Source organism: Myxococcus sp. AM011, from assembly GCF_013372595.1.
Classification (GTDB): Bacteria; Myxococcota; Myxococcia; order Myxococcales; family Myxococcaceae; genus Myxococcus; species Myxococcus eversor.
The window spans coordinates 1-12761 of record NZ_JABXEM010000306.1; the positions used below are offsets into that span (position 1 = coordinate 1).

The 12761-nt window shown below is 67.3% G+C and carries 14 protein-coding genes and 1 pseudogene; 3 read left to right on the forward strand and 12 right to left on the reverse strand.

What is annotated here, in order from left to right; translation table 11 throughout:
• From HUW62_RS40470 to HUW62_RS40480, 3 genes and pseudogenes are all read right to left on the reverse strand, one after another.
• Positions 1-907 (reverse strand): annotated as a pseudogene (locus tag HUW62_RS40470) (hypothetical protein); the annotation flags it as partial.
• A gap of 429 nt (positions 908-1336) precedes the next feature.
• Positions 1337-2326 carry a DUF2381 family protein gene (locus tag HUW62_RS40475; protein ID WP_255203923.1) on the reverse strand — a complete coding sequence of 330 codons (990 nt, stop codon included), beginning with the start codon at positions 2324-2326 and terminating at the stop codon, positions 1337-1339.
• Positions 2323-4287 (reverse strand): serine/threonine-protein kinase, encoded by a 1965-nt coding sequence (locus HUW62_RS40480; RefSeq protein ID WP_176437464.1) that lies wholly within the window; start codon positions 4285-4287, stop codon positions 2323-2325. Before HUW62_RS40480 ends, HUW62_RS40475 begins: the two co-directional genes overlap by 4 nt.
• Positions 4288-4487: 200 nt before the next feature.
• On the opposite strand from HUW62_RS40480, the gene HUW62_RS40485 reads away from it, so the two are divergent.
• Together HUW62_RS40485 and HUW62_RS40490 are read left to right on the forward strand one after the other, a co-directional pair.
• Entirely contained in the window at positions 4488-4862 is a 375-nt protein-coding gene (locus tag HUW62_RS40485; RefSeq protein WP_176437465.1) for a helix-turn-helix domain-containing protein, read from the forward strand.
• 53 nt (positions 4863-4915) lie between these two features.
• Entirely contained in the window at positions 4916-5263 is a 348-nt protein-coding gene (locus HUW62_RS40490) for a helix-turn-helix domain-containing protein (protein ID WP_176437466.1), read from the forward strand.
• Between the two features lie 223 nt (positions 5264-5486).
• Here HUW62_RS40490 and HUW62_RS40495 read toward each other — a convergent pair whose 3' ends face one another.
• Entirely contained in the window at positions 5487-5870 is a 384-nt protein-coding gene (locus tag HUW62_RS40495) for a hypothetical protein (protein WP_176437467.1), read from the reverse strand.
• A gap of 7 nt (positions 5871-5877) precedes the next feature.
• The gene (locus HUW62_RS40500; protein ID WP_176437468.1) at positions 5878-7050 is read right to left on the reverse strand and encodes a serine/threonine-protein kinase; all 1173 of its coding nucleotides are present in this window, start codon (positions 7048-7050) and stop codon (positions 5878-5880) included.
• Positions 7051-7307: 257 nt separating this feature from the next.
• On the opposite strand from HUW62_RS40500, the gene HUW62_RS40505 reads away from it, so the two are divergent.
• Positions 7308-7688 (forward strand): DUSAM domain-containing protein, encoded by a 381-nt coding sequence (locus HUW62_RS40505; RefSeq protein WP_176437469.1) that lies wholly within the window; start codon positions 7308-7310, stop codon positions 7686-7688.
• Between the two features lie 106 nt (positions 7689-7794).
• Here HUW62_RS40505 and HUW62_RS40510 read toward each other — a convergent pair whose 3' ends face one another.
• The 7 genes from HUW62_RS40510 to HUW62_RS40540 form a co-directional block, all read right to left on the reverse strand.
• Positions 7795-8754: an IS630 family transposase gene (locus tag HUW62_RS40510; RefSeq protein ID WP_368670608.1), complete on the reverse strand. Its 960-nt coding sequence runs from the start codon at positions 8752-8754 to the stop codon at positions 7795-7797.
• 234 nt (positions 8755-8988) lie between these two features.
• The gene (locus tag HUW62_RS40515; RefSeq protein ID WP_176437470.1) at positions 8989-9531 is read right to left on the reverse strand and encodes a PspA; all 543 of its coding nucleotides are present in this window, start codon (positions 9529-9531) and stop codon (positions 8989-8991) included.
• 116 nt (positions 9532-9647) lie between these two features.
• Positions 9648-10070 carry a hypothetical protein gene (locus HUW62_RS40520; protein WP_176437471.1) on the reverse strand — a complete coding sequence of 141 codons (423 nt, stop codon included), beginning with the start codon at positions 10068-10070 and terminating at the stop codon, positions 9648-9650.
• Positions 10067-11620, reverse strand: coding sequence for a recombinase family protein (locus HUW62_RS40525; protein WP_176437472.1), 1554 nt, complete (start codon positions 11618-11620; stop codon positions 10067-10069). The genes HUW62_RS40520 and HUW62_RS40525 overlap by 4 nt, the downstream gene beginning before the upstream one ends.
• Complete coding sequence (locus HUW62_RS40530) at positions 11617-11823, reverse strand: hypothetical protein (RefSeq protein WP_176437473.1); 207 nt, start codon at positions 11821-11823, stop codon at positions 11617-11619. Before HUW62_RS40530 ends, HUW62_RS40525 begins: the two co-directional genes overlap by 4 nt.
• Positions 11820-12374, reverse strand: coding sequence for a DUF2924 domain-containing protein (locus tag HUW62_RS40535; protein ID WP_176437474.1), 555 nt, complete (start codon positions 12372-12374; stop codon positions 11820-11822). Before HUW62_RS40535 ends, HUW62_RS40530 begins: the two co-directional genes overlap by 4 nt.
• Before the next feature lie 91 nt (positions 12375-12465).
• Entirely contained in the window at positions 12466-12645 is a 180-nt protein-coding gene (locus HUW62_RS40540; RefSeq protein WP_176437475.1) for a hypothetical protein, read from the reverse strand.
• Between the last annotated feature and the right edge of the window lie 116 nt (positions 12646-12761).

Below are 12761 nucleotides of genomic sequence, written 5' to 3' on the forward strand. Positions count from 1 at the left end.
CCACCGCGCCCCAGGCTCCGCCCTCGCCCGGGCGTCCACCCCAGCCGCCCAGCAGGTGCGCCTCCACCCTCTGCCCCTTGCGCCCTCGCCGCAACACCACGGCGGTGGCGTCCAGGTGCGCCAGCGCCATGGGCCGCGCGGTGCCGTCCATCCGCCCCCAGTCATGCACCGCCGAGAGCGCCAGCGTGTAGCGGCCTGGAACAGGAGGGCGGCCGAAGAGGACATGCTGCACGTCCAGGGCCACTTCGGCTCCCGCCAGGCGAGCGCTCAACACGTCCGAAGCGAAGGCCTCCGCGTACACCGGCCCCAGTGTCCCCGTCGCGATGACGCCAGCCGGGTGGTAGTCGGGGTTGACGCGGTTGCCGTAGCGCCGCACCAAGTGCCCGGACAGCAGGGAGTAGCCCTCCATCATCCCCAGCCACACCGAGTTGGGCGTGTCTCCGCCCACCATGAAGAGGCGCACCACCTGCCCCCAATCGGACAGCGTGTCCCAGTCCTCCTTCCTCACGAGGCCCGCGCCATCCCTTCCACCCCACAGCCGCAGCCGTACCGGCGCCCCGAGAATGAGGCGGAAAGACTCCCCCTTCCCTAGGGCCACCATGGGCTCTACCTGCACGAAGCCTTCTTCGGTGCCCGCGCCCCTCCGAGGCAGCAACGTCCACGTCGCCGCGTCCATGCGCAGCAGGTTCGTCATCGGCGGTGCGGAGTCGGACGCCGCGGGCGCAGAAGCCTCCTCCTCGGGCTGAGCCTCTCCCTCTTCCTCCTCGCCGGAAGGCGTGTCCGAGATGGCCTCCTCCAGCCTGCGCACGGTGGCGTCGAAGTCCTCTGGAGTGTTGGCCTCCTGCGCCCCTCCGGCCCTGGGCAACAGCAGCAGCAAGACGACGCCCCAACTCCGATGCATGCCCATCGACGCCTCCGTGGCAGGCCCCAGCAGGGGCGCTCAGCACAGAGGTTCCCTGTTCAGTCCGACAGAACGGCGAACCGGGTGGGGGAGTTGACTGCAAGAGTCACAGGCGACCCGGCCCATTGGGAGTATGGACAGACGTGCCATGCCACGACGTCAGCCTCGCTCACGGCGCCAACCGCGCGAATAGGAATGACCATGGCAGCGCTCCTCAGCGACTGCTAGGTCGGCTGTCCAACGAAACGCAGACGGCCACTCGCGCATGACGACCGCCAGCAGGCGCCTCCCATGACGGTGCAGGAAGTCCCTGCGTAGTTCGCAAGCCCAACGCCTACTTCGAGGTGGAGTGATGAAGGTGGTTCGGGCGCGTCGCCATCCGGGCGATCACTGTAGCCACCACGGGGGCGCGCAGCCACTCGCGCGCACTCCAGCTTATGGGAAGGTGATGTTGCCCAGCGTGACGGTGCGAGGCCCGTCCGCCTCCCACAGCTTCAGGGTGAATGGGCCACGGGTTGACGTGGGCGTACTTTGCGCCTCGACGACCACCTGCCGCTTCCCACCAGGGGCGGCTGGTTCCGCCTGCCATACTTGCAGCACCGTCAGCTCCTCGCCTGACTTGCCTCTCAGCGACGCCCCGCTTGCCATCCATGGCTGCGCCCCTGTTGGGACTTCCAGCCAAACCTCTAGCGCAACTCGCTGGACGGAGCGGTAGCTGTTGGCTTGGCGCAATACCAATGCGCTATTGGGCGTGCGGACAATGAATTCGCTCACATCGCGACCCTCCACGCCCTGCCGGTCCATCACCTGTGTGGAAATGAGACCTGTCAGCCCTCCTGGAGAACTCCGTTCGCCCCGGAGCCGATTGAGTTCATCGCGCAGGCGCTCCGCATCGGCCCGCGCTTCCCGCGCCTCCTGCTGGTACGTCTCTACCGCCCGCCTTCTGCGGTACACCTCCACGACTGGCTCAGCCTTCGCCGGGTGCACATTCAATAGGAAGGTGGCGCTCGCCGGGACTGCGCCATCCTGGAATCGCACAGTGAGCCGCAGTCTCTCATTGGGAGTAAGACGATCCGACGGTACAAGCCTTATCGTTGCAGTTCCGATGTCCACCAACGAAAACCGATCACGCCCCTCAAGCTCAATGCTTTCGCGCTTCAGCTCGGAATCAAAGAAGAGGCCGGTCGAAAGCCCAGGGCTCACCTCGACTTCGACCGCTGTTCGAACGTCCTCCGGCGCCAACTCGACACGGCGAATCACGCTATTCGATGCGGAGTTCGCCGATTGGGCATGAGCTGCCCCACCCAAAACCAGAAGCAACGAGCAGAACCCCGCAAACGTAGAAGACACGCAGTTGATGCTCCGTAGCGTGACCAGCCCCAATGCTGGCAACAGCAGCTCTTGAAGGATGAGGCAGCGCCTCATTCAAACTCGCTAACCGCTCTCACCTGAAGCTCAGAAAAGACGCGGATCTTGCTGGAGTCGTTACCACCACCCTTCAGCTCGAGTCCGCGATCCCCACCTGTCGACAGCACCTCCAGACACACGGGAAAGCTCCCTTCGCGGGTGCGTGCCCGAGTCAGCCGGCCATAGACGCGGTCGCCCAGGATGAGCCGCCCAGAGAATACCGTTCCATCACCAAGCCGCCCCCACTCCCCATACATGTCGATCTGGGTTGGCCCCTCACGCACGGAGATGACCCTTGCGTCCCCCTTGATGGGGAACCCACCAGGATGGGTATACCCGACCTCGACTCCCAACTTCGCCATGGCCTTGACAGCCCCGTCCGGGCAGTCCTCGGGCTCAGGCGGCGAGCGCACCTGAGCACCCGAGCATGCGAGCGTTGTGCAGAGAGCCGTCGTCGCCAGGGCAGTGCCGACGCTCCTCGTGGCCTTCTTGGCAGGCACCGGCGGGGAGTTCGGGGAGTCACTCGTCGTCGTCGTCACGGTTGCAGTCACCTCGCGAAGCGTCGCAGGGGGAGCGACGGCCGCAGGTGTTGCCTCCGGCCCGATGGGAGCTGCGGCCGGGGCAGCTTGAGGTTTCTTGGCATATGCCGCTACTTCTTGACCGGGGCCGGCCTGCAGCTTCGGTGAGGCCGTCCGCTGTGAGAAGTACGCCCCAGCCGCGAGGGCTATGGCCAGCAGCCCCGCGCCCAGCACACGTTCCATCCTGAGACGCACGGGGAACGAGCGCCGCCCGGCCTCGACGACGGGGGCAACAGGCGTCGCTTGCGGCGCGGCGTCCGCCTCCATTGCGGCTTCCACGTCCACTCCCGCCTCATGCGCCAAGCCCGGCAGCTCCGCCTCCAGGGGCCGCGCAGCAGCAGTTCCTGCAGCGGCTTGGGACAGCAATGCTGCGGGCGGGCACTCTCTCGGCAACTCCGGCACCGGCGCCTTGCCCCGGCGCATCTGGCGCAGGGGCCGCTTCGCCCACCGAGTCAGCGCGTTCACCTCGCCCTCGGTGGTTGCTGAGTTCGGGCCATAAGCCTCGAACAGGGGCGTGTCCCACGCCTCCCTTTCCGCCTCGGCCAGCAACTCCTCCAGGGCCGCACAGACAGCGCTCGCGGCGGGACGCGCAGCGGGGTCCTTCTCCAGCAGCCGCATGCACAACATGCCCAGCCGCTCCGGAACGAAGCGGTTGACGAGGTGAGGGGGCACAGGCGACTTGCCAATGACAGCCTGGACGTACTCGGGGTCCGTCGCCTCGTCGAAGGGCAGCCTCGCCGTGAGGAGGCGGTAGAGGACAGTGCCCAGGGCCCACATGTCGTCCGAGGGGACGGACACGTAGCGGGCGCCTCTGTGCCCCGCGTGCTGCTCCATGAAGAGCCACGCCTCGGGGGGCCGGTACTCCATCGTCCCCGGCGGCAGCATCGACTGGGTGATGCCAGGGGCGCCCTTGTAGTCCCCAATGCCGTAGTCCACCAGCACCGCCAGGCCGTCCGCGTCGCGCACCATGACGTTGGCGTCCTTCACGTCCCGGTGCACCACCCCTGCCTCGTGCGAGGCCACCAGCGCCCGCGCCACGTCGAGCGTCACCTTCGCAATCCGCCGGGCCGAAGGGTTCTCCTCCTTCACCCACGCGCTCAGCTTCCGCCCCTCCACGTACTCCATGGCGATGAGGGCGAACTCGCGCTCCCGCAGTTGCCAATACGAGAAGCCGCGAATCCCCACCACGTTGGGGTGCTTCACGCTCAAGAGGATGGTGATTTCTCTCTCGACCCGCCCCTCGACGCGCTGCCGCTCCACGAGCTTCAAGGCGCAGGGCTGCCCGTCGTTCGTCGCGAGGTACACGGTGCCGAAGCCGCCCTGGTCCAGGTGCCTCACCACCGTGTAGCCCTTCACCACGTCCCCAGGGGACAGCACGGCCGGGGGGCCGTTGTCCCTCATGGCGACGTCCTCATGGCGACGCTGTCGGACAGCAGGACTACGGCCATGCGCATTCAGCACCCTCCCCGGTGCCGGCCCACGCTACCAGAAGCCCGGGGAAATCGCGCGAAGTCTTCTCCCACCTCCGACCACCAACCACGAGACTCCGAGCCACACCGAAAGGTGAAGCCGACTAGACTATCAGGTATAGTTTATTTGGCATGTATATCCACCCTGACATCCGCACTCTCGCCCTTCCGAAGGAGCCCTCCCGCCCCTTGCCCGCCATCATCGGCGACACCGCGCGCGCGGCCCGTATTCGCGCCCACTTGACACAGGTGGACGTAGCCCACCTCATCGACATCTCTCCCGTCGTCTACAGCCGGCTCGAGCGAGGGCGAATGCTTCCCAGCGTCCAGACGCTGTACCGTCTGTGCCCCGCCCTCCGCACCACTCCCAACGAGTTACTGGGCTATACCGCCTCGCTGCCACCGGACGTCGTCGCTGCCGCCAAGGAGTCCCTGCTCCGCCGTGTGCGCGAGCTGGACGCGCACCAGGCACTCGCCCTCATCCAACTTCTGGCGGACGTGCGCTGATGGAATGGTGTTCCCATGACAAATAGCAATTCGGGTATACTCTCCTGCACCTTATGAACGAACAGCTTGCAACGCACCTGGGCGCCATCGCCCGCCTCGCTCGGGAGCAGATGAGTCTGACGCAGGTCCAAGTCGCAGAGCACGTGGGGATGGCCCCTGCCGTCTATAGCCGAGTCGAACGCGGGCACATGATTCCGAGCGTCGAAACGCTCAAGAAGCTGTGCGTCGCGTTGATGGTCTCCCCGGAGGACATGATGGGGCTGACCGAGTCCCCCGACAAAGGGTCGCCAACTCGGCCGGAGGATACCGTCACCTTGCGCCGCCTTCTCTTCCTCGCGCGGAAGCTCGACGCGGCGAAGTTGGACGCCCTCGTCCGCATCACCACCGAGCTGGCCCGCTGACGCAGCTTCCTGGGAGGAGGGGCGCCGCAAAACGGCTCGCACTGCCTTCTCCCCCAGTGCCAAGCGACTTGCGGCCAGCGCTCTGGCGACTCCAAGCAGGGAGCAGGCCTGGCGGGCAGAGCCCCATACCTCGGAGCCCTGCACTGGAGCACGCGTGTCCCCCAGCATGAGCGGTCCCCGGCGATGACGAAGCACCTCCCCATCCGAAGGAGGAGGCACCCCGCTACGCCCCGCCGCACTCCCGCAGCTCCTCGTTCACCTCGGCGAGTAGCTTTTCCAGACGCTTCTGCTGCAACCGCAGGCGGGAAACATCGTCCAGCCCCGCCTCCTCGTCGACACGGCGCGTCCGCGGAGGGTCGGCCTCCAGGTCGTCACGCACCTCCACCGTAAGGACGTCGCCCGCGCGGATGGGTACGTCACACCACGTCAGGTTCTCGCTGTACTGCCTGCCCACGGAGCCCCCTACGTGGAGTTCCAATTCCGGGTTGGCGTTGGACTCGTCATCGGGGCGGCGCACCCACGTCAGAATGGTGGAGAGGACTCCGAAGTCCGGCACCCCCGCGGTGGCGAGGTGCCGGCCATTGCGGAGGACACGAAAGCAGAGCATCAGCGTCCTACTCCTTCTTCGGGAGTCCCAGCTCGTGCTTCTCCAGGCCAACCGGGTAGAGGCCGGCCTCGCCGAACTCCACCTCGTCACGCAGCACCCCGCCCTCGGACACGACACGGGCTGTCTCCTTGGCGGCCTCCGCTCGCCCATAGGGTTCGCGGAGCTGGGCATGGGCGGCACCACGCAGCGCATCCCGCAGGTCCGCCGCCGTCGCGAAGCGCTCCTCGGGATTGAGGCGCAGCGCGGTGTGCAGCACCGCCTTGAGGTCCACATTGAGGTGGGCCACCGCCTTCTCGACGACTTCCGGTCCGAAGGACTCCATGAGTCCCTGCATCTGCCCCAAGGGCAGAGAGGGCTGCATCTCCGTCTGGAACCGGCTCTCCTTCGCCGCCACCACCGGGGCGTCGTGCACCTCGAAGAGGTGTTTGTTCGTGAGGACTTCCACCAGCAACACCCCCAGACTGAAGACGTCGGAGCGAGGCGTCAGCCCTTCCTTGCGCAGGTACTCCGGAGAGGCGTAGGCCACGTCGCCGCGCAGCAGGTTCTCCGGCGACTCCTCCCGCCCCACCAGCAGCGAGTACGCCGCTCCGAAGTCCAGCACCTTCACCTCTCCATGCCGCCCCAGCGCAATGTGACGAGGGCTCACGTCGCGGTGGACAATGCCCAGGGGCACTCCCTTCTCCGACGTCAGCGTGTGCGCGTAGTGCAGCGCGTCCGCCACCTCCGCTCCCACGTACAAGCAGAAGCCCTCAGAGAGGGGCTTCCCGCTCACCAGCGCCGCGCACACCAGCGTCTCCAGCGAGGGCCCACCCACGTACTCCATGATGACGTAGGGGGCGTCCTCCTCCTCATCCACCTGCATGTGGAAGACTTGAGCGATGTTGGGGTGGTTGAGGCGAAAGGCCAACTGCACCTCTTCAATCATCCGCTTGCGCTGCATGTACGTGGAGGGGCTGGCAATTCGGCGGACCAGACAGGGACCGGATAGCGCGCCATCCGCCACGCGCCGCTCCACCTTCAGCAGCTGCTCGCCATTCGGCCGCACCTCCAGCTCCCGCACCGCCTCGTAACGCACGCCCTCTACCTCGAAGAGGAAGTGCGCCGCGCCAGGTGCAGGCAGGGTGGGGACTCCGCGCGGAAAATCCTCCGTCGTCACATCGTCCTCCGAACGCTTCGTCATGGCTGTGAATCCTCCTGAATGAAGGGGCGCGGCCCCAAGGGCAGCGAACCTCGCCATCACCGGACACCTCCCCGGGACAATCAAGGTATAGTTGACTTGACCGTCGAATTAACATGACCTTCCATGCCTGTGAAGCCCTCTGACACCCGCAGCGGACAGGCCGCAGGCCCGTGGGCGCCTATCCCCCTCCTGGGTGCAAGAGGCCCCAGCCCTGACTTCGCACGCAGGCTTGGGCTGCTCGCAAAGGAAAATGACTCGTGAGTGAAACCGTTGACTGGGGCCCGATTCGCGAACTGGCACGTCGTGTCTCCACCACAGGAGGGCGCCTGGCCCTCACAACCGAGGCGAAGGCACTGCTGAGGCGCACGGCCTCCGAGGTGGGCATCAGCGACAGTGAAGCCGAGAGCGCGCTCGCCACGGAGGAGGGTGCGCTGGGCCTCTTACGTGAGGAGTCCCGGCGCATCCGAGAAGGCTCCCACAGGCTCATGGATGCGCTGCACCGGATGTACCAGCACAAAGACAAGGGGGACTTCGGCCGCGCCCGCCAGGAGATGCGGGACGTGCTTGCCGTAGAAGTCGTGCCCCACTACCGCGCCCTCGTTGAGGGGCAGCTCGAAGACATGGCCGACGCGCCGTAACAATGAGCGCGGCGCGCTTTGCCGCCCTCGAGCGACTGGCCGCAGGAGCGCCCTCCGGAGAGGGCGCTTCGCGGCCTAAACGACCGATCGCGAATCTCGATGGGACTCAGGCTGCGCGTCGCGCGGTGACGGCGCGCAGGACGGGGCTGGGAGTGGCCTGAGCGTTCCGAGCCTCCAGGTAGGTGTCCACCTCGAACATCAAGGCCTCCATTTTCTTGCAGCGGTGGTTGCGGGTGACGTTGGCGTGGACGTCCCACCACACGCGCTCAATCCGGTTCCCTTCGGGGCAGTACGGCGGCAGGAAGTGCAGCACCACGCGCCCGCCCAGTGCGGCCAGCGCCTTCTGGGTCACCTTGCTGGAGTGGGTGGCGGCATTGTCCAGGATGAAGTGCAGACGCTTCGCCTTCGGATGGGCCGCATCCACCGCCCGCACCAGGTCGATGAAGAGCGCGCTTGTCTTCCGCTCGCCCTTCACCCACGTCAGTTGAGCGGAGCGCGCATTCAGGGCTCCGGCGACGTAGCGCTTCTGGTTGTTGCCTGGCGTCACCACCTCGCGCCGCTGCCCGGGCAGCATCCAGTCGGGCCCGATTTTGGGATTCAGGTGCACGTCCATCTCGTCCTCGTAGAAGACGGGCTCCTCGGGCCGCGCGTACGCGGCCCGGCACTTCAGTTGCCACAAGCGCCGAAGCCGCTGCCGCGCGGGCCAGGGGCAGCGCACGACGGGCCGAGGCCGCTTGCGACGAGCGCCCACCGAAGCCAGCGCGCGTCCCATCGTCGCGGCCGACACGCGCACCCTGCCTCGGCGCTCCACCTCGCGTGCCAGCAATTCACGCGTCCACGTGGTGCGCCGCCAGCCCGACTGCTGCGGCGTTCCCTCCAGTACCCGGCACAATGTCTCTCGGAAGCGCGCATCCACTTTGGTTGGGCCATTGAAGGCTCGCCGGTCCACCAGTCCCTCGCGCCCGTGCTCCTGGTAACGACGGACCGCGGAAATCACCGTTGACGTGGCGCAGAGCAACTCGCGCGCCGCCTGGCCTCGTGACTGCCCACTCGCGACCTTGGCCACCGCCAGGCACCGCCGCAGGGTGAGCGGGCAGCCAGTCCTCTCGGCCCAGCGAATCAGCCGCCTGCGGTCACGACAGCCCAGGCGCAGCTGTTGCCCTCCCTGAGGCAGGGCTCGCTTCTTCCTCCGGTTCTTGCGCACACAAGGCCGAACGGAGCGAGTCCCTGCCCCTTCCCCGCACTGCTGGCGCCCGCCTACCCTCCAGGCTGATCGAGAATCGCGCTCTGTCGTTTAGACTCAGGCGGGCGTCACCTTGTCGAAGGGGCGCACCACCTTCTTGTTATCGGAGACGCGCTCCACCGTCACCGTCTTCGCCTTCGCGTCGACGGCCGTCACCTTCGCAGAGAAGGTGCCCCGCCCCTGCTTGTAGCGCACCTCCTGCCCCTCCGCGTATGTGACAGACGTCGCGGGGCTGGGACTGGAGCTGGGCGTGGCAACCACCGCTGTACGTCCCGCCGCACGCGGGCGCCCTCGGCGATTCTGGGGCGCGGCCTTCGTCCTCGTGGGCTTGGGCGCGGCCTCCGGCTTCGGCTTCACCCACTTCCGCACGGGCACCGAGGACGGGCGCTTCGGCGCGGGCCCGGTGGCGGGCGCGGGCTGGCGCTTCGACGCGGGAGGAGGCACAGGGGTGCGCTTCGGCGCTGACGACGCGGGATTCGAGCCAGGCGCAATGCCCAGGAACTGAGCAATCTGCTCCAGCAGGTCCAACTGCCGGGCCATCGCCTTCCCCACCTCTTCCGCCACAGCGGCCTGAATGGTGCTCTTCATGTCGTTCTGCATGTGCTCTCGCTCTCTTTCCTCGCGGGGCATCCAACCCGCGCACGCTCAACGCGGACAACAATTCAGCCTCTCGCACTCACGCTACACCAAGGAGTCCGGGCATTCGGACTCCCGTCTCAGAATGAAGCCCTCACCTCGTGCCAGCGCTCGCGCTGCGCTTCCCACGTCCCCGCGTGAGCAATAGCCCGGAGTCCTCGCTCACTGAGGGGCTCTTTCCCTTCCACGGCATCGAGGAAGAGCACCTCCTCCTGGACGTCGGGCGCCAGCAACCGCAAGTCCAGCAGGTGCGTCACACGCGCTCGGGTAAAGCCGAGTTGACCGGCGACGTCCGCTGCGCTCGCCACCAGTCCCCGCTCAATGGCGGATTCCACATGGTGCGCCAGGGCCAGCATTCGCGCGACGTGCGCTGGCCGGCGCGCCGCCTCTCGCGGCGCGGGGCGCGCCCCCTCTCGGAAACGCACCTTCGCCCGACGCACGCGGTGGAACTGCGCGCTGACGAGGCCGGCCTCCACCGGCCGGGACTCGGGATTCGAGCTCACGCCGCCACCTCCCCGCGAGCGGGCGTCGCGGGTTCACCGGCATGGGCAAGGTGCACATCCACGCGATCCGTTTCCTCGTCCACCACGACTCGGCCGACGAGGGCCCGCAGCAGGCGCCCCCGGTTGGTCGCCGTCAGGGCGTCCCACACCGCATCGAAGTCCGCCAAGGCCTGGGCCACCCAGGCCGCCTCCAGCTTCTCTCCCTCCATGGCGTCCAGGGCGCGCTCCACCTCCGCCAGCCGCTTCTTCATGTCGGCGGACTCTTCTTCAGCGGCCGTCAGCTTCTCTTCCAGGAGGCGCCGGGAGGAGCCCTCCAGCTTCGAGAGGGAGTCCACCCACTTCCTCGACTCCCCGGCGCGCTTGGCCAAATCCTTCGGGAGCTGCGCGCGCTCCGCGCGCAGGGCCTTGTGCTTCTCCTCCAGCCGCGACGTGAGGCGGGCATGCACCTGCGTCGCGAAGCCCCCACCTACCGAGACTTCCCGCAGCCGGGCGACGACGAAGTCCTCCAGGGCGGCGGCTGGAAGCGGAGAGGCCCGGCACCCCTCCTTCCCCTGCTTGTCCCGGGTGACGCAGCGGTAGTAGCGGTACTCGCGCGTGCCCTTGCGCGTGGAACCGGGCGTCATGGCCTCGCCGCACATGCCGCAGCGCAGGAGGCCTCGCAGCACGTAGTCCGGGTTGCGCCCGTGGTACTGGAGGCCGGGGCCGCGGCCCTCCAGGATGTCCTGCACCTGATGGAAGGTGGCCCTGTCCACGATGGGTGAGTGCTCGCCTGGGTGCGCCTCGTCGCCATACGGCACGAAGCCCGCGTACAGGGGACTCCTCAAGAGGCGCAGCACATCCTGCGTCGTCCACTTCCGAGCCGCGCGCGTGGCACCACTCTGCGCCTCGTACCGCTTCGTCTTGCGCCCCGTCTCGTTGAGGAGGCGCGACACCACCGAGGCCTGCTGGTGCTGGAGGTACAGCTCGAAGGCCTCCCGCACCACCACCGCCTCGTACTCATTCACCACGAGGCGCTTGTCCTTCACGTCGTAGCCGAGCGGCACGCGTCCCCCCGTCCACAGCCCCTTGCGGCGCGCAGCGGCCACCTTGTCCCGCGTTCGTTCCGAAATCATCTCCCGCTCAAACTCGGCGAAGGACATCAGCATGTTCAGCGTCAGCCGGCCCATCGCGTCCGCCGTGCTGAAGTTCTGCGTCACCGAAACGAAGGAGGCGCCCGCCGCATTGAAGCGCTCCATGACTTTCGCGAAGTCGAGGAGGCTGCGGGAGAGGCGGTCCACCTTGTACACCACCACCACGTCCACCCGGCATGCGTCCACGTCCTGCATCAGCCGCTGGAAGGCGGGCCGCTCCATGTTGGCGCCGGTGAAGCCGCCGTCGTCGTAGCTTTCATCCACCAACGCCCAGCCGGGCTGGCGCTGCACGTAGGAGACACAAGACTCGCGCTGGGCGTCCAGCGAGTTGAACTCCATCTCTAGGCCCGCCGCCGTGGACTTGCGCGTGTAGACGGCGCAGCGCTTCGCGTCCGTGGGTGTCGCTTTGCTCTTCCTCATCTCCCCTCCGAATCCCCGGGCGTCGGCGGCGGCACCGGCTCGGCGCTCGAAGACTGCTTCGGTCCGGAGAGCTGCTCCGCCACGGCCACCAGCCGCTCCAGGCTGTCGTTGAGGCGCCGCAGCTCTCGGACGAGTTGCGGCATCGTCCCCTCGTAGAAGCGATGTCCCATCTGCGTCTGGAAGAAGGCAGGGCCGCCGCTCATGACGTCACCGCCTTCGAGTTGCCGGCCTTGAGTCCGAAGAAGCTGAAGCCATTCCAGGCCGTGCCCGTAATCAGCTTGGCCACGCTGGAGAGGCTACGGTGAAGCTGGCCCTCGTATTCGATTCCGCCCTCGCGCACCGTCACCTGGTGCGTCGTCCCCTTGAACACGCGCGTCAGCACCGTGCCCGGCGGCGGCAGGCGCGCGTCGCGCCCGTCCGCAGCGGGTGCGCGTGCGTCCGCAGCGGATGGAGACGGCGCGGCGGGCTTCGCATCCTCCACCTGTCGCATCCTCCAGCGCTCGGGCAGCTTGTCGCCCAGTTCGGCAATGCGCGTCACGGCGCGCGTGGAGAGGCTCCCTTCGGCCAGCTCCTGAATCCGGAAGGCCAAGCGCTTCTTCAGGTAGTCCCGGTTCCGACTGCGCGTGGGCTCGCCGTACACCTCCAGGTACTTCTCCGCCAACTCTGGCACCGACATGCTGGCCAGCGCGGCCAGTTGCTGTGGCACGTCCGCCAACTGCTGGCGCGCGGCCCGCGCAGTCTCCTTCTTCGCCATGGTGTTGTCTCCTTTGCCCGGGGCAGCAGGCCCTCGGGCGAGAGCCATGGACGCTCTGTCCCCAAAAGAAGACAAGTCGAGAGTCCGCGGCTCAGCCATGCGTGCTCTCCTCCGCGCTCCACGCGGGCGCCTGTCGTTGCGGCTGCGCATGTCGACGCAGCCACAACTCCCAGAGGGCATCGGCGAGGACATCCACCGCGTCGTCCTGGCGCTGCTTCGGGGTGTTGAGTCGCCCCCCGACTGAAACTTCAACCTCATGTTGATTCGACATCCGCGTATCCATCGTCATGACAAAGGCCCGAGAGCGAAATCGAGGGGACACATGGCACCCGCAGCACTCCCGCCAGGACGACGCCACTCGCCAAACGAGAAACACCGCGCATCGCA

Bases quoted from the DNA above. Each gene is read 5' to 3' on its own strand.
- HUW62_RS40475 (WP_255203923.1), bottom strand. From the start codon at position 2,326: ATGAGGCGCTGCCTCATCCTTCAAGAGCTGCTGTTGCCAGCATTGGGG.
- HUW62_RS40480 (WP_176437464.1), bottom strand. From the start codon at position 4,287: ATGAGGGACAACGGCCCCCCGGCCGTGCTGTCCCCTGGGGACGTGGTG.
- HUW62_RS40485 (WP_176437465.1), top strand. From the start codon at position 4,488: ATGTATATCCACCCTGACATCCGCACTCTCGCCCTTCCGAAGGAGCCC.
- HUW62_RS40490 (WP_176437466.1), top strand. From the start codon at position 4,916: ATGAACGAACAGCTTGCAACGCACCTGGGCGCCATCGCCCGCCTCGCT.
- HUW62_RS40495 (WP_176437467.1), bottom strand. From the start codon at position 5,870: ATGCTCTGCTTTCGTGTCCTCCGCAATGGCCGGCACCTCGCCACCGCG.
- HUW62_RS40500 (WP_176437468.1), bottom strand. From the start codon at position 7,050: ATGACGAAGCGTTCGGAGGACGATGTGACGACGGAGGATTTTCCGCGC.
- HUW62_RS40515 (WP_176437470.1), bottom strand. From the start codon at position 9,531: ATGCAGAACGACATGAAGAGCACCATTCAGGCCGCTGTGGCGGAAGAG.
- HUW62_RS40525 (WP_176437472.1), bottom strand. From the start codon at position 11,620: ATGAGGAAGAGCAAAGCGACACCCACGGACGCGAAGCGCTGCGCCGTC.
- HUW62_RS40530 (WP_176437473.1), bottom strand. From the start codon at position 11,823: ATGAGCGGCGGCCCTGCCTTCTTCCAGACGCAGATGGGACATCGCTTC.
- HUW62_RS40535 (WP_176437474.1), bottom strand. From the start codon at position 12,374: ATGGCGAAGAAGGAGACTGCGCGGGCCGCGCGCCAGCAGTTGGCGGAC.
- HUW62_RS40540 (WP_176437475.1), bottom strand. From the start codon at position 12,645: ATGTCGAATCAACATGAGGTTGAAGTTTCAGTCGGGGGGCGACTCAAC.